Consider the following 20,238-nt stretch of genomic DNA (forward strand, 5'->3'; position numbering starts at 1 on the left):
CCGACCGAAAGTACGCTGCCTGCCGTAGCCGAAGTTCGATGCTTTAACGCACCCGCTTCGCCGCCACGAACCAATCCCAGGGGAAGGGCGCTTTCATCCAGCGTGGCGGGGCATCGAACTCCGTGCCCCACGGGTACTCGATCTTCTCGATGTCAAGCACATGGAAGCCTCGTTCGTCCAACAGGGCCTCGAGCTCCTCGCGCAGGTAGTGCTTGGTGGGCACGTTATCGATGCTCACCAGCCCGTGCTCGAGCCCGTTGCTGTTGATCGCCGCAGCTTTCTGCGCCTCCTTCGGGTCCATGCCATCGCGCAGGTTCCACTGCAGGTGCCGGTAGGCCGTGAGCAGCGCGCTGTTCAGCGAGGGGACCACCAGCAGCAGGTGCCCGCCCTTCTTCACGCCTTTGCACGTGCGGTCGATCAGGCTTTCGCGGATCTCAAGCGAGGCATTCAGCCAGGTGTTGATGCACAGCACCACATCGGTGGCCGGGTAGCTGTTCTTATCAGAGCTCACATCGGCATGCACGTACTTGATGTTGCTCCTGCCGCCATTCGCCTTGGCCGCCACCTCGAGGCATTGGCTGCTCACGTCAACGGCGTAGACACGCGCATAGCGGTCAGCGAGCAGCGGGAGCGTGCGCCCCACCCCGCAGCCCAGGTCGGTGGCTTCTGCACCAGGCGCAGCGAGGTTCTCCACCCATCCGCGGATGATGCCCTTGGCATCGTTGTCGGGCACATTGAAGATCTCCAGCTCGAAGGTCTCAGCCACCTTGTCCCAATCGCGCTCGTTCATGCGGTTTCGTTTTGTGCCGCAGCATAGGCGCCAAGGAGGAGGCCGACCGGACGTTGATGCAATGCTGCTGCGGTTGGTGTTGCGGGCAAGGTATCCGGGTATGCGCGGCGCGATCGGCGCCCTGCGGTGCAGGTTTCCACGATCAAGGGTTGAAGGAGGGCCGTGAGCGGACCGGAATGCCCGCCTTTGCCGGCCATTCACACCGTGCCGCGCCCCGCCTATCTTTCCCGCAATCGGCAACCAGATGGCTTCCGGCACCGCACAGACCGCAGCGTTGCGCCAGCACTACAACGCGGCCCGCTTGCGCTCGCACACATGGGACCAACTGAAGCTCGCGGCCATGGACCTCGATGACGGCCGTTGCGCGCCGGAGGAGGTGGCTGCGATCCTCCAGGACCTGTTCACCATCGAGCTGTACTGGGCCTATCCCGGCCGCAGCGCGGTGCGCCAACTTGAGCAGCTGCTCCGGAGCAAGGATCATCATGGCCTTCACCTCGCGGTGAATCACCTGGTGCGCACCCTGAGCAGCGGCGCCTTCCGCAGCGATCATGCCGCCCTGCTCGATCCGGGATCGGGCCGCGATGCGCTCCTTGCGGAGGACGATGAGAAGCCGAGGCCGAACTACTTCGAGGTGCTTTTCGTGGATGAGCTGGATGAGGATGAAGAGGCCGCGCTGAAGCAGAAGCTGCTCCAGTGCCGGGACAAGAACGACTCCTTCGTGTATGATGCCGTGGTGGTGCGCACCGTGCAGGACGCGCTCATCGCACTGCTCTTCAACCACAACATCCAGGCCGTGGTGGCGCGCTTCGGCATGCCATACGCCGGCAGCAACCATAAGACCATCCTGCGCGAATTCACGCGCGCCATCGACGCCCTCGAGCCAGGTGCCCCCGGCCGCGCGCACATGGGGCCCTACCTCGGCCGTATCTGCCGGTGGTTCCGCCCCGAAGTGGACCGCTATTACGTGACCGACACGCCGGTGGATGGACTCGATGACGCGACCCTGTCCACCTTCCGCCGCATCTTCTACCGCACCGAGGATCTCACCGAGCTGCACCTCACGCTTCTGCGCGGCATCCAGGAGAAGTACGAAGCCCCCTTCTTCACAGCGCTGAAGGAATACAGCCGACGGCCCATGGGCGTGTTCCATGCCATGCCCATCAGCCGCGGCAACAGCGTGTTCAAGAGCCGATGGATCCAGGACTTCGGCGAGTTCTACGGCCGCAACCTCTTCCTCGCGGAAACCAGCGCCACCACCGGCGGCCTCGATTCGCTGCTCCAGCCCACCGGCCCCCTGAAGAAGGCGCAGGAACTGGCGGCACGCGCCTTCGGGTCGCAGCGCACCTTCTTCGCCACCAACGGCACCAGCACCACCAACAAGATCGTGGTGCAGGCGCTGGTTGAGCCCGGCGACATCGTGCTCATCGATCGCGATTGCCACAAGAGCCACCATTACGGCATGGTGCTGAGCGGCGCGTACCCGGTGTATCTGCACAGCTATCCGTTGAAGAAGTACAGCATGTACGGCGCGGTGCCGCTGCATCACATCCGGGAGCAGCTCTTCAAGCTGAAGCGCGGCGGCCGCTTGGAGAAGGTGAAGATGCTGCTGCTCACCAACTGCACCTTCGATGGCGTGGTGTACAATGTGGAGCGCGTCATGGAGGAGGTGCTCGCCATCAAGCCGGATATCGTCTTCCTCTGGGACGAGGCCTGGTGGGCATTCGCGCGCTTCAGCTACGTGCTGCGCCAGCGCACCGCCATGCACGTGGCGCAGAAGCTGGCCCGCAAGTACCGCACGCCGGAGTATCGCGCGGAATACGAGGCGCACATCAAGTCGCTGAAGCAGGGCGAGGAGTCGCGGTTGCCGGACCCCGACAAGGTGCGCATCCGCGTGTATGCCACGCAAAGCACGCACAAGACGCTCACTTCGTTCCGGCAGGGGAGCATGATCCACATCTGGGATGAGGACTTCGTGAAGAAGAGCGAGGCCCCTTTCCATGAGGCCTATATGACCCACACCAGCACCAGCGCCAACTACCAGATCCTCGCGAGCATGGACGTTGGGCGCCGGCAGGTTGAATTCGAGGGCTTCGAGCTGGTGGAGAAGGCCATTGAGCTGGGCCTGCTGCTGCGCCGCACGGTGCGCGAGCACCCGAAGCTCAAGCGTTGGTTCGACATCATCACCATCGGCGAGCTCATCCCCGGCGAGTTCCGCCAGAGCGGCTTGGACAGTTATTACCGGCGCGATCAGGGCTGGAGCGAGATCGAGAAGGCCTGGGCCGAGGATGAATTCGCGGTGGATCCCACCAAGATCAACCTTTACACCGGCCACACCGGCATCGATGGCGACACCTTCAAGAACCTGTTCCTGATGGACAAGCACCAGATCCAGGTCAACAAGACCTCGCGCAATTCGGTGCTCTTCATGACCAACATCGGCACCACGCGCGGCTCGCTGGCCTATCTCACCAAGGTGCTGCTCAAGATCGCCGAGGAACTGGAGGCGCGCAACGCAGGCTTTGAGCACGACGATAAGAGAGCGCATCTATCGAGGATTCGCGCGCTCACCGAGGAGACCCCGCCGCTGCCCGATTTCAGCAGCTTCCACCGCAGCTTCCAAGGGCAGCCCGGCGTGCCCGGCGGCGACCTGCGAGCAGCCTATTTCCTGGCCTACAAGGAGGAGCGCTGCCGGTACCTGAGCCTGCACAAGGCACTTGAAGAGCTTGCCACTGGAGGCGAATTGGTCTCCGCCTCATTCGTGATCCCTTATCCGCCAGGATTCCCCGTGCTGATGCCGGGCCAATTGATCAACAAGGAGATCATCGACTTCTTGGTCGCCATCGATGTGAAGGAGATCCATGGGTACAGGCCTGAGCTTGGCCTGCGCGTGTTCACGGATGCGGTGCTGGGCAGGCAGCGGACGGTTACGGCGCTTGGCGGCGCACGAAGGGCGGGCTGATCATAGCGGCGGCACTACGCGTGCTTGGCTGAGGCTCCTCGCACAACGGCTGGATCACCCGGAGCCGGGCACCGTTCATCAGCAAGAAGGCCCCGCTTGCGCGAGGCCTTCCGTTTACTGAGATGGTGTTTGCGATGTACCGGGCTCAGTAAGGCGTGTTCTGCGGATCCCAGTTGGCCCAGCCGGCCGTCCAATCCTCGTTGCCGAATGCGCCACGATAGCTCACCGGCGTGAAGAAGCTGTCGGTGAGCGGGCTCCAGGTGAAGTTGGCGCCGCTCTGCAGCGGGCTCCCTCCGGTGGGACGGAAATTCGGGTTGGTGAGGTTGAAAGGATCATTCAGCATCAGCTCGCCATTGGTGGCCAGCACCGAGTTGCTCCACCCTGCGGTATTGAACCAAGCCGTGGCCGCGGCAGCGTCCCAGGTCTGGCCCGAGGGCGCATCAATGGCGGTTGCAATGCCCGCAAGCACGTTGCCTCGGAACATCAGGTCCCCATTGGTGGCGTTGGCTTGCGTGCTGTTGCCATCGATGTAGAGGCCGGTGGGATAGCCGGTGAAGACGCTGTTGAACACGCGGGTCTGCGTATTGCGGCGCAAGTGCAGCGCGCGCTTGTACAGGCTATTGATGGTGGTGCCGGGATCGAACTGCGGCCCGAAAACGCTCACGTTGCTCCAGGTGCCCTGGCTGTATGGCGAAGCGGCGTTGCCCGCAGCGTCATTGTCGCATTCGAAGCCATTGCTGCTGCTCTGGTCGGCGATGGCCGGGTCACGAAGGCTCACCGCCCATTGCACCTTGCCCTGCCAGCCGAAGTCCTGGTCGAAGTCATCGTCCCATCCGCGGAAGGCGATCAGGTGCTTGGCGTTCACGTTCCCGCCGAACCACTCGTAGCTGTCATCGCCGCTGTAGCTCACCTGCACGTAGTCAACGACCGTGTTGCGCCCAACGGAGCCGAAGGTGAGGCCGTTGATCTCCTGGTTGGGCTGGAATGCGATGCCGCAGAACTCGATTCGCACATAGCGCAGGATGCCGCTGTTGTCGTTGGCGTCGCTTCCGCCGAATGAGGCATCGGGCCCGCCCTCGATCACCGGGTCGCTCGGCTGGTTGTTCGGGGCGCGGCCGCAAAGCACGATGCCGCCCCAATCGCCGTAGCTGCGCGCGCCCACGGGTTGGTTGCTGGTGAATACGATGGGATTGCTCGCCGTGCCATCGGCATTGAGCTTGCCGCCGCGGCGCACGATCAAGGTGCCTTTGCTGTCCTTGTCGCCCTTCACGATCGTGCCGGGCTGCACGGTGAGCGTGGCACCGCTGTTCACGTACAGGAAGCCCTTCATCAGCCACTTCCTGTCGCTGCTGAACGTGTAATCCACATCCGTCTCACCCTCCACCTGCATCACGTTGCCCCCGAGGTCGGTCACCGTGAATTGGCGCAGCGAGGAGTATTCGCAGCAGCAATCCTTCTCGGCGTCGGCATCGTAGTTCAGCGCGGCTGGGTCGGTGCAGCCTTCCTTCTTCTTGCAGGCCGGCAGGGCTACGGCGAGGGTGCCGAGCAGGAGCATGTTCAGGGCGTTGTTCTTCCAGAATTGCATGGTCGTTTTTCTTTTCGTTGTTGGCGCTGCGAATTGACCTGCGCCGCATGAGCCTGCTGTCACCGCATTATTATGCGATCGCGAAATCGCATTATCATTTCGTTAAGCGCCGATGCGGCTGGTCAGAAGCGCGCGCTCGCGCCCACGGTGAAGTAGGCGCCGCGACGGAAGCTCATGATCTGCTCGTCCTGCCGGCCGATGCGGCCATCGTCGTTGCTGTCCTGCAGCAGGAGCACGCGCTGGTTGAGGATGTCCTGCGCGGCCAGTTTCAGCTCGAAGCGCTTCCCGAAGCCCTTGGTCACGGCGAGGTCAATCACATTGCGCGGCATCTCATAGATGTCCGGCGTGCCATAAGTGCCTACCGCGAAGAGGCGCGGGCCGATGACATTGTAGAGGATGCTGCCCTGCAATCGGCGCTCACGGTCCTGGTAATAGAGGCCGGCGTTCACGATGTATGGGCTCTGGCCCATGAGCGGGCGCTGCTGCTTCTGGCCGGCGGCCTCGCTGCCCAGGTCCACCTCGGTGACGATGTACGCTGCGTTCAGCATCACGCCCAGCCGGCTGAGCGGGCCTTCTGAACAGAAGCTGCTGAGTGAGCGTCGCGCTTCGAGCTCCACGCCCACGCTGGTGGCGCTGCGGGCATTGCCGAAGGTGAAGTTGCGCGTGCCGCCGCTGCCTGCGCCGGGCAGGAAGAACATCTCGATGGGGTTGGTGAACCGCTTGTAGAAGGCCCCCACGCTGATGATCTCGGCCGGGCTGGGGTAGAATTCGTACCGGAGGTCGGCATTGCGCACGGTGGCCACCAGCAGGCTGTCGTTGCCGCGCAGCACGTTGTTGAAGCTGAAGTCATAGAAGGCGAAGGGCGCGAGCTCGCGGAATTCGGGGCGGTTCACCGTCTCGGCATAGCCCAAGCGGATCTGCGCGCGCTCCGTGATGCTGCGCGAGGCGTTGAGCGAGGGCAGGATGCTGAGCACCGGGTTGTTCACCAGCACGCGGCGCCCGCCGAAGGTGCGGCTCTGCAATTCCTGCGTGTTGTGCTCTGCGCGCACGCCGGCGGAGAGGGTGGTGTTGCTGGCCACGCTCAAGGTGCCGCCGGCATAGGCAGCGTAGAGCTTGTTGGAGGCCGTGTAGCGGTCGCTCGGGTTCGTGCCCTCTTCCAGTCGGAAGCCGGTGGTCGGGTTGATGTTCTCGGCAGCGAAGACCTGGTCGAGCGGCGCATAGGCGAGGCTTTGGTCGTAGGTGATCAGGTTGGAGGCGCGGAAGCTCATCCAGCGCGCCTCGAATGAGCGGTCCTTCAATTCGGCGTAGGCGCCGACGCGCAGCTTCACGCTGATCTTCTCGCCGGCAAGCTTGTGCTCATAGTCGAGGCGGCCGGTCTTCACCTGCTCATCCATGTCGGAGAAGAAGCGCCCGGCATCGAGGGTGGTGGCGCCCGGCGGGATGATGGTCTGGAACGGCGTGTTCGCGTCAGTGGTATTGATGTCGCGCACGGTGCGTATGCGACGGAAATCAGGCTCCTTGCTCCACGCCGATCCGTAGCCGGCGGTCCATTCGATCTTGCTCACATCGCTCTTGAGCTCATGGCTGCCATGCAGCTGGCCGCTGTAGATGGTGCGCTGCTGATAGCGGAACGCATAGTTCTTCACTTCGAACTGCTCCTCGAAGTTGCGGCCGGTGCGGAGGGTTGCTTGGTCGGTGCCCTGTTGCGTGAAGAGGTTGCGGAACTCGACCTTGGAGCGGTTGCCGATCAGCAGGCTGAAATTGCTCAGGGCGCTCACGCGCACCTGGCGGATGTTCTCGTTGTCGCTGTAGTTGTAGATGCTGTCGCTGCGGCCCAGCTCGGGGTCGTACACGTTGTAGTTGTAGTTCTTCGCCGTGTAGGACAGGCGCGTGTCGCTGTAGCTCAGCGTGGTGATGTTGCCGCCGCGGATGCGCCCATCGCCTTTTCCGATCCGGCGGGCCAGCAGCAGGCTGAAGCGCTGGTCGGGGCTGGCGGTGCTGCGCTCAGCGCTCCAGTTGTTGGCCAGCGCGCGGCCGGCGGTCTGCAGGCCCTGGGCGCTCACGCCGCGCAGGTCGCTGGGGAAGGCGCTGGGGAGCTGGCGAAGGCCATCATCGTAGCCGAGGGCGTCGGTGCTGCTGCGCTGGCTGTTGAAGAAATCCTGGCCGGTGGTGCCATTGCGGTAGGAGAGCCCGTAATCAACGCGCGTGATGCTCGAATCGGGAGCGTTCACCGTGTGGAGCTTGATCACCCCGCCGGCGAATTCACCTGGCAGCTCGGGGGCGCCGCTCTTATAGATCATCACGCGGTCGAGCGCCCCGCTGGGCAGCACATCGAAGCTGAAGGCGCGCTTATCGGGCTCCAAGCTGGGCGCGATCACGTCGTTCAGCATCACCGTGTTGTACCGGTCGGCCAGCCCGCGGATCATCACGAAGCGGTCACCTACCATGGTCACGCCGGGGATGCGCTTCACCACGTCACCGGCGGTACGGTCCTGGCTCTTGCTGATCTGTTCGCGGCCCACGCCATTCACCACCTGCTCGCTCTTGCGCGTCTCCATCACCACGGCGGCCTCGGACTCGGTGCGCCTGGTGGTCACCACTTCGACTTGTTCGATGGCTATGGCAAGGCCCTTCAAGTCCATATCGGCCCGTACGGTGCCGCCCGCGGCCACCGTGATGGCCCGCTCCGCCGACTCATAGCCCACGAAGCTCACCTGAAGCACATGGGTGCCCGGCTCCGCTTGGAAGCTGAACCTGCCGTCCAGGTCCGTGGTGGCCCCGGTGGTGGTGCCCTTGAGCACGACGTTCACGAAAGGCATGGGCTGGAGCTTGCCGCCCTCGTTGGTGGTGATCGTTCCGGCCACGGTGCCCTTCTGCGCCAGGAGGCTGAAGGACAGGGCAATGGAAAGAACAAGGAACAAGTTTCGGTACATCGCAGAAGCGAACGGCATTAATCGCCGAACACGCGGCAAAAGTCCTGGCTGGCTGTTAGGCCCCCCTTCCCTAAGGATTAAGGAAGCGTTACGCAAAGACCCCCGCGATTAACATTGGATTCACCGTGTGGCGGGTTGCCATCGATTCGACTTCCGGGTAATCCCGCTGATGCTATGTTCACGGCCCGAGCCATCACGCATGAAACGACTAGCCGCCGCCTTCGTCCTCAGCCACATTACAACTGCCCTGCTGGCGCAGCCGCAGATCATCAACAGCGGATTCGAGACCTGGCAGAATGTGGGGACAGGAACCGAGGAGCCCGAGGAGTGGAGTTCCATCAAGACCAGCGACGGGGGGGCCACCATCAACAATTTCGCACCGCAGGTGTGCTGGCGGAGCGACGATGCCCACACCGGCGATCACTCGGTGAATGTGCGCACGGTGAATTCGTTGATCGGCGCGGCCAACGGAATCGTTACCTGCGGGCGCGTGCATGCTGAATTCGACCCCGCGAATGGCCGCGTGTTCACCGATACCAATGATCCCCAATGGCACCAGGTGATGAATGACCGCCCCGATAGCCTCGTGGGCTGGTACAAGACCACCGTCCAGACAGGCGATCATCCTCGGGTCGAGGCCATCGTTCACTCCGGTGCGGCCAGCATGCCGGAGAATGGCACGCTCGCCAATTGGGTGGGCCGAGCCCGCTTCGATGCGCCGAGCATCACCTTGGGCGAATGGACTCGCTTCTCCGTGCCCTTCGATTACTTCACGGGCGACGCGCCCTCATACCTCCTCATGGTGATGTCGAGCGGTGATAGCCTCCTGAGCCAAGTGGGAACCCAGACCTGGTATGACGATGTAGCGCTCATTTACAACGTGGCCTGTGTGCCGGGGTCGAGCACCGTGATGGTGGGCAGCACCTGGGATGGCAGCCTCGATGTGAGCTACTCCACCAACGGTACGCCAGAGGGCATGGTGCAATTCACCGTAGAGCTCTCCGATGCCAGCGGCGACTTTGCCAGCCCGGTGATCATCGGCTCATTGAGCAGCGATCAGGCCGTGGGCGTCATTCCCTGCACGATCCCCGCCGGTACCGAGTCGGGCATGGGCTACAGCATCCGCATCGTTTCGGATTCACCATACTATGCACCGATCGGATGCGGGATTGCGATAGACCTTACCACGGGCATCGGTGTTGCCACGAATGGGCAGCCTCTGGTGCATGCAGCCCCATACGGCCTTGTGGTCGAAGGGGCCGAGGCCGGGACAACCTACGCCTGTTTCGATGCGCAGGGTAAGTGCATGTTGGCGGGTTCGCTTGGCTCGGACCCGGGCGTGATTGACCTCAATGGCGCCTCGGGGCTATTGAACGTCGTGCTGCGCCATGGAGGCGCTCAATGGACCTGGCGGGTGCTTTCCCTCCCTTGAAACCAGTGCCGGCTGCGGATCACTGCAGCACCACGCGGCTCTTCCGCTCCAGATCGGTGCGGCCTTGGAACCGGAGCGTGTAGTAATCCGCCGTGTTGGGAGCCAGATTGAGGGCCGTTGCGCACCGACCGTACTCGAGACCCTGCTCGTCGAAAGCAACGCCTGTGACGGTGCCCTCGAATGGCTTGGCGGCCTTCAGGTAAACCACCAGCACGTTGTTGTTCCCCGCACTGTCCGATTCGATCAAGGTCTTGCCGAGGGAGAGTCCTTGGTCCACGAGCTGCTCGCTGAGCTTCACATCCACGCTCCAGGTCTTCTCAACGCCAGAGGCCAGGCCCTCGACCACCTCGGTGGCTGCGGTGCCGGCGATTTCGCCGCCTTTGTTCAGCGCGCCCTTGGTTCCTTCAGCCACACGGCCGCAGCCGGCCAACACCGCAACGAGCAAGCAAGCAGCCCACCTCATTGGATGATGAATCGGGTGGTGCGCAGCTCGTTGCCCAGCCGAGCGCGCAGGAAATAAGCACCGGATTGCAGGCCCGCGATCGGCAGGTCGATCCGATGTTCGCCTGATGCGCGCGGCACCGCGGGAAGGCTGCGCACGATACGGCCGGTCATGTCGATCACATCAAGCGAGACCGTGCTTGCTGAGCGAACGTTGAGGAGCGCTGAGGCCTGGCCCGAAGCCGGATTGGGCAGCACCTGCAGTCCGGAGCCCGCAACCAGCTCGTCCACGCTCACAGGCTGGCCGTTGATGTTGATGTCATCGAGGTAGATATTGTTCCCGCCGTCGCTCTCGAAATCGAACTTGAAGCGGAAGTTCGGCACATGGCTGGTGCTGCTGATGGTATTGACCTCGGCCAGGGCCCATTGCGAAGGGCCGCTGGGCACGAAGCTGGCGCTGGTATTGGGCGCGGTGGCCAGGGTATTGCTGCCGCGGATGATCTTGCGCAGGGTCCAGGTCTGACCGCAATTGCTGCTTGTCCAGAAGCGCAGCACATCGTCGTTCGCCGTGGCGCGCTTGGCGAATGCGTAGCGGTAGCTCACGGTGATCTGGGTGGCGCCGCTCATATCATAGGTGCGGGAGATCAGCTCGTCCACTCGGCCATCCATGGAGGCGGAATTCACGATGCGCGCGCTCTTCGAGCCGGTGTAAGCCGCTGCCGAGGTCACGGTCCAGGTGTTGTCGCCATGCACGTTCGTCACGAACCACTCCGGGGCATTGAATGCGCTGAGCGCCTCGAATCCCTCCTGCACCGGGGGCTGGTCGCCAGGCTGGTTCAGCACCGTGATGTAGGCGGTCTGCGTGCTGGTCTGCGAGCTGCTGCCGTCGCTGGCGGTGAGGGTCACGGTATAGGTGCCGGGCGTGTTGTAGGTCACGCTGGGATTGGCATCTGTTGAGGAGGCTGGCGAACCGCCCGAGAAGCTCCAGTTGCGCGAGGTCACGGCATTGAAGCTCTCATCGGTGAAGTTAACCGTGCCGCCAGGGCACACCACCCGGGTGTTGCTGCTGAAGGCCGCAGCGCAGAGCACTTCGGGCTGGTTCACACCGGTGGCGGTGAGGTTGCTGGCGGTGACCAGCTGGTTGCGCTGCGCCGTCGTGCTGTTGAGCGCCGCGATCATGCGCGTTTTCTGGCCATTGGTGAACATCTTGGAGCAATAGCTGTACTCCATGAAGTTCTCCACGTTGTCGAGCGAGCTGCAAGAGGTGCCCGAGAGCACGCAGGTGGTCCAGCCGATGGTGTTGGGCGTATCGCTCACGCCGTCGTCTGTGCCGCAGTTGCTGGCCAGGCCGGGAGTGTTGCTCCCGCCCCAAGGGTGCTCCAGGTTGATCCAGTGGCCAACCTCGTGCGTCAGGGCGCGCGAACGGCTCACGCTGCCTGTTCCGATGCTGCCCACATAGGTGTGCTGCATTACGATCCCATCAGCGGCGGCGAAGAGCGCGGCTCCGCCCGGGGTGAGCGTGTAGCCTGCGGCGCCATCGGCACTGGCTGCCACCCAAACGTTCAGGTACTTGTTGCGCGGCCACTGGATCAGGTTCTTCATGCTCTGGTCGCCCGCGTTGGTGAGGGCGCTCACGGTGCGGGTGATGCCGTTGGTGCAATTGCCGTTCGGGTCCTTCCGCGCTAGCTTGAACTCGATGTCGATGTTGGCCACCAGCGGCAGGAACTGGCTCACCGCGTTGTCCCAATCGGGGTTCTGCTTGTTGAAGTCCTCATTCAGGATGCGCATGGCATCGAAGACCTGCGCGTCGCTGATGTTCTCCGCTCCGAACTCATGGATGATGTGGAAGACCACCGGGATGGTATAGGTGCTGCGAGCGCCCTCGCTGAAGCCTTCGGTCCAGGCCTCTAGCTGCGCTTGGCTCTGCGCGATACGCTGGATCAGCTCCGGGTCGTTCCCGTGCAACCTCTCCAAGACGGCCGGGTCATTGGTGCGGCAGGAGAAGGAGCCGGGCGCCTGAGCGGTGGCGCCAACGGCGAACAATCCGCAGGCGAACAGGGTGAAAGGCCGGGTCATGGGTCGAAGGGTTGGATGTGGGACGCGCGAAACTAGTTGAAGGCTGCCCGTCTGGGCGCGCCCCGCTATTCGACGATCAAGCGCACGGTCGTTGGGGCGCCGTCCACTTCTGCGCGCAGCAGGTATGCACCGGGTGACAGGGCCTCCAGTGCGATCGGTTGAAGCACTTCGCCGCTCCGGGTGCCGAGGTCCCACTGCCCGATCTGGCGGCCGGTGGCGTCGGAGAGCTGCAAGCGCACCACGGCGGTGCCCGGCAGGTCGATGCGGACGCGCGCTTGCCCGTGCGCCGGGTTGGGAATGACCTGCAATCCGCCCCCCATCACGAATTCATCAACACCCACCGGCATGCCGTTAAGGTTGATGTCGTCGATGTACAGGTTGTTGCCGCCGTCACTCTCGAACACGAACTTGAAACGGAAGTTGTCGATGTGGCTGGTGGCGCTGATGTTGGTGACGGTGGCGAACCCCCACTGCTCAGGGCCGTTGGGCACGAAGCTGCTGGTGGTGTTGGGCGCTGTGGGCAGGGTCGTGCTTCCGCGCATGATCCGCCGCAGGAGCCAGGTCTGGCCGCAATCGTTGCTGATGTGCAGGCTCAGGATATCGTCCGTGCTGGTGTTGCGGCGCGCGTAGGCCCATCGGAAGGAGATGGACACGGCTTCGGCATCGCTGAGGTCGAAGGTGCGCGAGAGGAGCTCATCCGTGTTTCCCGCCATGGCTGCGGTGTTCAGCACGCGGGCGCATTTGGTGCCCGTATACGCGGCCGCCGTGGTCACTTGGAAGGTGTTGTCGTTGTTCCCGTTCACCGTGAACCACTCCGGGCCGTTCAGCGCGGTGAGCGACTCGAAGCCCTCGGCGATCGGTGCTGCATCGCCGGGGTTGGCCAATACGGTGATATAGGCGTTCGAGGTCGTGGTGAGGTTCGATGTTCCATCTGAGACCGTAAGGCTGACCGGGTATACGCCGGGTTCGGCATAGGAGACAACGGCCTGCTCATCTTCAGCTGTTGCCGGCGTGCCGCCCGGGAAGCTCCACTGCCAGCTGGTGACGCCATGGAAGCTGAGGTCGGTGAAGGTGATCGGCGTTCCGGCGCACACCAGCCGGGCGCTGCTCCCGAATGCGGCCTGGCAAAGGGTCGGAGAGTCGTTCACGCCTGTGGCCGCGAGGTTCGCCGCCGTGTGCAATTGGTTGCGCTGCGCGGTGCTGCTGTTGAGCGCCGCGATCATCCGGGTCTTCTGGCCCTCCGTGAACATCTTGCAGCAGTAGCTGTACTCCATGTAGTTCTCCACGTTGTCCAACGAGCCGCAGCTGGTTCCGCTCAGCGCGCAATAGGTCCAGCCGATGGTGTTCGGCGTGTCGCTCACGCTGTCGTCACCGTTGCAATTCGAGTCAACGGCCGGGGTGTTGCTGTTTCCCCAGGTATGCGCCAGGTTGATCCAGTGCCCCACCTCATGGGTTAGCGCGCGGCTGCGGCCTACGCTGCCGGTGCCGATGGCCCCGGTATAATCATGCAGGATCACGATTCCGTCCCAAGTGGGTTGGTTGTTCACCGAGCTCGGGCGGTAGGTGTAGCCGGCTGCACCATCTGCGCTGGCGGCCACCCAGATGTTCAGGTACTTGTTGCGCGGCCACTGGATAAGGTTCTTCATGGTCTGCGTGCCGTCGTAGGTGAGGGCGCTCAGCGTACGCGTGATGCCGTTGGTGCAATTGCCTTGGGGGTCGCGCTTGGCCAGTTCGAATTCAACACCTACATCAGCCACCAGGGGCAGGAAGTCGGTCCGCACGTTCGGCCAATCGGGATTCAGCTTGTTGAAGTCCTCGTTCAGGATGCGCACGGCATCGATGACCTGCTCGTCGCTGATGTTCTCCGGCCCGTTGTTGTGGATGATGTGGAACACCACAGGGATGGTGTACACCACGCGCTCAGCGCCGCTGTTCTCGGCAGCCCACTGCGCGGTGAAGGCCTCCAGCTCGGCCTCTGCTTCCGCGATGCGCAGCCGCTCGCCTTCAGGGTCAGGATGCCCAACGAGCGCCTTGTCCAGGTCGTTGGCGCCACAGGGATGCACGGTCGATTGCGCCGAGGCTTGTCCGAAGCTGAGCAGCAAGCTGATCAGGGAGAGAGAAAGTTGACGCATGCGCGAGGGGTAGGTGCTTAGGGGTGCCAAAATACCCGTCCCAGCTTCACCCGCCTGTCACAGCTTGGCAATGCCATTGCGGCGCGATGGATCCCAAGCGCGCCTTGCCTGGTCTTCGAATCTTAAGGGCAGCCGACCAATTCCGAAATCACCTTCCCGAAAGCGACCGCGCTCCCGACGAGTGAGTCAGGGCATCACGAAACGCACCGCCTCGCTGCGATTCCCGCCGCTCACCAGGAGCAGATACCCGCCAGCAGCTTGATCCTGAACAGGCAAGGCGATTCGGTGGCTGCCAGTGCCCAGCGCCATGGGCCCCAGTTGCGAAACGACGCGCCCCAAGGGGTCCAGGACATCGAATCGAAGCCTGTCCGGACGATCAAGGTCGATCATCGCGTGAGCCGTTCCGGCAGAAGCATCAATGAGGATGCGCACCCCGGTTTGCCCATTGGAAACCTCATCGACACCGACAAGGCCGCCCTGCACGTTGATGTCATCGAGGTAGAGGTCGTTGCCGCCGTTGCTCACGAACACGAAGCGCAGGCGGAAGCTGCTGGTGCAGAGGTTCGGGCCGATGTTGGAGAATTCGGCGTAGCGCCATTGGGCCGGATCGGTGGGCGTGAAGTTCCCGGGGACCACCCCGCCGGTGAGCAGACTGGTATTGCCGCGCATGATCTTGCGCAGCAGCCAGGTGTCGCCGCAATTGGCGCTCACATACACGTAGAGCTCGTCGTCATCGGCGATGTAGCGTTTGGCGTAGGCGTACCGGAAGCTCACGATGCCGCCGGGCGCGCCGCTCAGGTCGAAGGTGTTGGAGACCAGCTCATCGGTTCGGCCTGCGCTGAAGATCGTGTTGGGCAGCCTGGCGCTGCGGGTGCCGGAGAAGGCGGCGGCGGCGGTCAGCTCAAAGCCGCCATCGCCGGAAGGGTCGACCACCTCCCAAGTGTCGTTCGGCAGGTTCTGCACGGATTCGAAGTCCTCGTTCCAGGGCACTGGCTGTCCAGGGCTGGGCAGTACCCTGATGTACGCCGTTTCGGTATTCGTGAGGCTGTTCCCATTGCCATCGGTGACGGTGAGTGTCACTTCGTATTCGCCGGTCTCCGGATAGGTCACGCTCGGCGATGCATCGTTGCTGGTCGCGGGCTCGCCGCCGGGGAAGCTCCAAGCGCGCTGCACGATGCCGTTGAAGCTCTGGTCTGTGAACGTGATGCTGCCTCCGGCGCACAGCGATCGGCGGTTGGCCGTGAAGCGCGCTTGGCAAACCGTGCCGGGCTCATCGACTCCTGTGATCGCGAGGTTGGCGGGCTGCCAGAGGTCCTGACGTTGCGCGATCGGCGAAGTGAGCGCGGTGATCATCCGGTCGGCCTGCCCGTTGCTGAACATGCGCGCGCAATAGGCGTACTCCATGTAGTTCTGCACATTGTCCAACGTGCTGCCACAACTGGCACCGCTCAGCACGCAGCTGGTCCAACCGCGGGTGAGCGGGGTGTCGTCCACATCATCGTCCATGAAGCAGTTGGCTTCCTCGCCGGGTTCGTTGCTGTCGCCCCAGCAATGCTTCAGGTTGAGCCAGTGGCCCACTTCATGGCTGAGCACGCGTGAGCGGAAGGGGCTTGAGGTGCCGATACTGCCCACGTAATCGGAGCGCACCACGATGCCGTCGGCCTCTGGCCATCCATCGAGCCAGATTGGATAGTAGGTGTAGCCAGCCGCTCCGTTGGCATAACGGCACACCCAGATGTTCATGTAGCGGTCGCGCGGCCATTGGATCAGTTGGGTCATGTCGAAGTCGCCCACGTCGGTGAGCGTGCTCGGCGTGCGTGTGATGCCGTTGGTGCAGTTCCCTAGCGGATCGCGCTGCGCGAGGCGGAACTCGATGCCCACATCGGCCACGATGTCGAGGAATTCCGGGCGCGTGGTGACCCAATCGGGGTTGAGCTTATTGTAGTCCTCGTTGAGCACGCGCACCGCGTCCTGGACCTGTGCATCGCTGATGTTCTCAGGCCCGTTGTTGTGGATGATGTGGAAGACCACCGGGATCACATAGCTGTCTCCGCCGCCGCGGGCAAGGCTGCTGGCGCGTGCATCAAGCAGGGCCTGCGCTTTTGCGGCACGCAAGGCGGCATCGGGGTCTGCGGCCAGATGACGGCTGAGCTCGGCCGGGTGGTTGGCAAGGCACCGGAATCCATCATCCTGCGCATTGGCACAGAACGATAGGGCCACTACGGGCAAGAGGAAAGTGTAACGCATGTTCAGGGGGCGCCGAATGTAGGCCCAACCGCCTGCCCCCATCCGGTGGCGTGGCACGCTCGAATGACGCTGCCCTTGGAAGTCTGCTGGGCGGCTACGGCAACTGTTCCGTGCGGGTGTTGGTGGGTACGCCGCCACCGATGTTCACCAGGATGGGATCGCGGTCGTTGCTCGCGCCGGTATAGCGCACAACGCCATCGAGGTTCACGTCCTCCGGATAGTAGCCCGTGGCGCTCGCGGTGGGCACCGATCCGCCGATGCGCACCAGGATGGGGTCACGGTCGTTGTTCGTGTTGGTGTAGCGCAGCACGCCATCGCCGCTCACATCGCCTGCCCAGAGCATGCTGATGCCACCGACCAAGGTGCGGGCATCGGTGCCAAAAGTGGAGGTGGCGGGGTTCGAGAGGTCCACGCTTACGACCCCGGTGCCGTATTGCTGCGCCACGTTGGTCATCACGGCCAAGTGGTTGCGGTGCCAAGTGGCCACTTTGTATTGTCCGCGGGGCGCATCGGCGAACCAGAGCGGCTCTTCGCCGTTCGGTGCAACCACTTTCCCGTTGGCCAGCACCACCGCCGCCATCTCGTCAACCACGTTCACATGATTGGCCCCTTCGCGCAACTGTACCATTACCCAATCCACGGGCGCATTGCTGCCTGTGCGGTCGAATAGTGCCTGGCTCATGGTGGCGCCCATGCCATAAGGGTCGCTCATGGGCAATAGTCCTGATGTCTTCAGGTTGGTGCGCATCGCGGTACCGGTCCAGGCGCCCTCGAGCACCAGGTTCAGCGCGAGCTCGCTGTCGCCATCGTTGTAGTCGTACACGCCATCCAAGTCGCGGTCAACGCCATGGCGGATGGCGGTGCTAGGGTGGACAAGCGTCCAAGTGAGCGGATTGCCATCGACTTGAGCCGAAGCGATGAGTGCATCGTGCGTCACCGGCGGCGCGCCATTCTCATCAGGCTGATAGGTGCCCGGATTGCCGCCTAAGTAATAGAAGCCGCGCAGCTCGCCTCCCCAGATTCCCTTCACCACCATGCCGTATTCTGCGGGGCGGTCGTTCGCGAGGTTGCGCAGGAAAGAGATCTGCGTGGTGGTGCCAATGCCAGTCCCATTGATGGTATGGCGCATGCCCACGCCGGCTTGCACATCATTCACCTGCGTCGTTGAGAGCGGGAAGCTGAAGCAGGCACTGCAATTCGAATTGAAGATCCCGCCGGACCAGCTGAGGATCTCGGGTTCATAATCGCCGAAGTAGCCATGCTGGGCCCCGTTCGTGCCGACCCCGCTCGTGTTCATCCAGGTCTCCATCACGCCCTCGCTCATCAAGCCGAAGCCCGAAGCGCATTCCGTGGTGTTGTAGTAGAACCCCAGCTTCCGGTAACTGCTGCGAAGGTCGGAGGCCATGTTCTTGTTCGGGGTGAAATCGACATGCGACCCGGCACCAGTGCCCGCCACGTTGCCGTTGCCCGCCAGCTCGCCCCGGCCAGTCTGCGCGTTGTGGCAATGCGCGCAGTTCGCGTTCACGGCCACGAACAGGTTCACCGCCGGCGGTATGGATTGCATGGAGGTGCCGGCTCCCCGAACGCCAATGCTGTTCATGCGGCCCACGCTGCTGTCGGTGGGGCGCAGCACGCGGTAGGGGTTCGGCACGTACCAGGTCGCAGCCAGGAAATCGCTGAACTGCTGCATGCTCACCACATCCATCGGCGCGGCCAGGCCCTGCAAATGCTCGAACGCGCCAGCGAAATCAGCGAAGCTGGCCTTGTCGCCGCGCCAGTGAAGGTTGCCGCGGCCGCGGCCAATGATGTCGATGAGGAATTGCGTGGTCTTCACTCCTTTCAGCGGATGGAAGCTCTTACCGCTGACCACGTCGATGCTACCTGAGGGATCGCCGAGATCCCAGGCCAGGCGGTCCCAGCGGCCATCTACGTGACAGCTGCCGCAGCTGATATGGCCATGGCCGCTGCCCACGTGCGTGTCATACAGGAATTTGCGACCGGTCTTGATCACCTGCGGGGTGGGGTCGAAGAAGGAGGCGCGGGCGGTCTCCTTGTTCGTGGCCAGGTCGATGGTGCTCACGCTGCCTCCGAACTTGTTGAGCACGAAGGCGCGGCCGCTGCTCTCGTGGAGCACGATGCCCGTGGGGCCTTCGCCCACGGTGATCGGGTCAGGGCTGATGCGCGCGCCGGTGGCGTTGATCATGATCACGTTGTTGCTGCCCATGCCCGTGATGTAGGCCGTGGTTCCATCTGCCTTCCAGACGATCGCCCGGGGATCACCGATGCTCTGCTTGCGCACAGCGGGCGGCGAGGTGTGCGTGCTGTAATTGATGTGCGGGTTCAGGTCGGTGCGCGTAACGGAGCCGGCGCCCAGGAACCGCGAAACATTCACCGAGAGGAAATTCCCGCGCAGGTTGGGCTCGAAGCGCTTCTCGTTGGTGGCATCGGTGCCCACCACGAACACCTCGCCGGTGCCCGGTCGCACGCCCATGGCCATGAGGATGTTGCCGAGCGCCTGCTTGTACGTGGTGCTGGCAGTGCTCGGGCTGTTCGCGTTGATGATCGCGATGTCGCGGTCGGGCATGTCCCAGCCGGTCATGCGGGCTTTGCCGGCCGCAGAGCCGGAAACCATGTTCGTCCAGTTGCCGCCATTGTCATCCATCCACTGGCCGGCTGCATTTTTCCGCACGATGATGGTCTTGCTCTCCGGCGTGGGGGGCAGCGCGGCATTCAGTGCAGGCGTGAAGCCGGTGCCATTGTTCGGCACGATGCCCGCTGCGGCATCCACTGCGCCGCCGTACGGCCCCGCAGGGTTGGTCACATCATTCGGGATCATGGTGCAGCCGCCCTGCGGAGAGCAGACACCCCGCTTGGGTGTGCCGTTGCCGAAAGTGCCATGCTGGAAGTTGAAGAAACTGTTCCCATTGAGTGCCGTGGTGGCGTTGCCGCTCTCAAAGAATGCGCAGTAAACCGTGCTGCCATCGGGGCTGACCGCAAGCGAGCGCGGCTGCTCCCCCTTGAGGAGCACCTCAACCGGGGCCGCCGCCAGGTTTGCCGGATCGAAGACCTGAACGCTCTCCCGTTCGGCACAGCTCACGAAAGCGCGCTGCGGGCTGCCTGCGAAGACCACATCCGAAGGTTCGTTCTGGGTGGTCACGCTGCGGATGGTGGCCTTCAGCGTGAGGTCCACGATGCTGACCTCGTCGCTCACGGTGCACACCACCCATGCCTCATTGTTGGTGCGGGCTCGAACCGTTACAGGGTCAAGGCCTACCGGGATGCTGGCGGCGTGCGTCAATCCGGCGGCGGTGACATCATACACCTCCAGGGTGTTGTTGCCGGTGTTCACCGCGAGCAGCTTCGTTCCGTCGGGGGTGAGCGCCAGCGGGCTCACGTGGGCCGACTCGAAATTGGTGAAGCTGTTCGCCGGAACGCCGTTGCCGATGGCCTTGGCGGAGCCGGTCTCTTTGGTCTCCTCCTCAAAGGCGCTCAAGCCGGCCACCAGGCCGAGTCCGAGCAGAGCGATAATCGACTTGCGGTTGGCGGAGAAGAAGCGCATGGCGAGCTGGTTTTGTGGGTGTAGGCGGCACACCCCGGCATCAAGATCGGCCAAGCTAGTAAACTTGCGAATCGGAAGCAAACG

The 20,238-nt window shown here is 63.3% G+C and carries 10 protein-coding genes; 2 read left to right on the forward strand and 8 right to left on the reverse strand.

Going from position 1 to position 20,238, the window contains the following annotated elements; all coding sequences use genetic code 11:
• Positions 1-43 precede the first annotated feature (43 nt).
• Positions 44-790 carry a methyltransferase domain-containing protein gene (locus tag IPM12_04175; GenBank protein MBK9147003.1) on the reverse strand — a complete coding sequence of 249 codons (747 nt, stop codon included), beginning with the start codon at positions 788-790 and terminating at the stop codon, positions 44-46.
• A gap of 244 nt (positions 791-1,034) precedes the next feature.
• On the opposite strand from IPM12_04175, the gene IPM12_04180 reads away from it, so the two are divergent.
• A complete protein-coding gene (locus IPM12_04180; GenBank protein MBK9147004.1) occupies positions 1,035-3,749 on the forward strand; it encodes an aminotransferase class I/II-fold pyridoxal phosphate-dependent enzyme in 2,715 nt (904 codons plus the stop codon).
• A 145-nt stretch (positions 3,750-3,894) separates the two neighbouring features.
• On the opposite strand, the gene IPM12_04185 is transcribed toward IPM12_04180, so the two are convergent.
• Both IPM12_04185 and IPM12_04190 read right to left on the reverse strand, forming a co-directional pair.
• Positions 3,895-5,334 (reverse strand): T9SS C-terminal target domain-containing protein, encoded by a 1,440-nt coding sequence (locus IPM12_04185; protein ID MBK9147005.1) that lies wholly within the window; start codon positions 5,332-5,334, stop codon positions 3,895-3,897.
• A gap of 122 nt (positions 5,335-5,456) precedes the next feature.
• On the reverse strand, positions 5,457-8,267 hold the full coding sequence (locus tag IPM12_04190) for a carboxypeptidase-like regulatory domain-containing protein (protein ID MBK9147006.1): 2,811 nt from the start codon (positions 8,265-8,267) through the stop codon (positions 5,457-5,459).
• Between the two features lie 199 nt (positions 8,268-8,466).
• On the opposite strand from IPM12_04190, the gene IPM12_04195 reads away from it, so the two are divergent.
• The gene (locus IPM12_04195; protein ID MBK9147007.1) at positions 8,467-9,699 is read left to right on the forward strand and encodes a hypothetical protein; all 1,233 of its coding nucleotides are present in this window, start codon (positions 8,467-8,469) and stop codon (positions 9,697-9,699) included.
• Positions 9,700-9,718: 19 nt separating this feature from the next.
• Here the strand turns inward: IPM12_04195 and IPM12_04200 are convergent, their stop codons facing one another.
• The 5 genes from IPM12_04200 to IPM12_04220 form a co-directional block, all read right to left on the reverse strand.
• Complete coding sequence (locus tag IPM12_04200; protein ID MBK9147008.1) at positions 9,719-10,162, reverse strand: hypothetical protein; 444 nt, start codon at positions 10,160-10,162, stop codon at positions 9,719-9,721.
• Positions 10,159-12,216, reverse strand: a complete 2,058-nt coding sequence (locus tag IPM12_04205) for a T9SS type A sorting domain-containing protein (protein ID MBK9147009.1) — start codon at positions 12,214-12,216, stop codon at positions 10,159-10,161. The genes IPM12_04200 and IPM12_04205 overlap by 4 nt, the downstream gene beginning before the upstream one ends.
• Positions 12,217-12,281: 65 nt before the next feature.
• A complete protein-coding gene (locus tag IPM12_04210) occupies positions 12,282-14,348 on the reverse strand; it encodes a PKD domain-containing protein (GenBank protein MBK9147010.1) in 2,067 nt (688 codons plus the stop codon).
• Positions 14,349-14,534: 186 nt separating this feature from the next.
• On the reverse strand, positions 14,535-16,595 hold the full coding sequence (locus IPM12_04215; protein ID MBK9147011.1) for a PKD domain-containing protein: 2,061 nt from the start codon (positions 16,593-16,595) through the stop codon (positions 14,535-14,537).
• A gap of 94 nt (positions 16,596-16,689) precedes the next feature.
• On the reverse strand, positions 16,690-20,154 hold the full coding sequence (locus tag IPM12_04220; GenBank protein ID MBK9147012.1) for a beta-propeller fold lactonase family protein: 3,465 nt from the start codon (positions 20,152-20,154) through the stop codon (positions 16,690-16,692).
• Between the last annotated feature and the right edge of the window lie 84 nt (positions 20,155-20,238).

This window comes from Flavobacteriales bacterium (assembly GCA_016716605.1).
Taxonomy (GTDB): Bacteria; Bacteroidota; Bacteroidia; order Flavobacteriales_F; family PHOS-HE28; genus PHOS-HE28.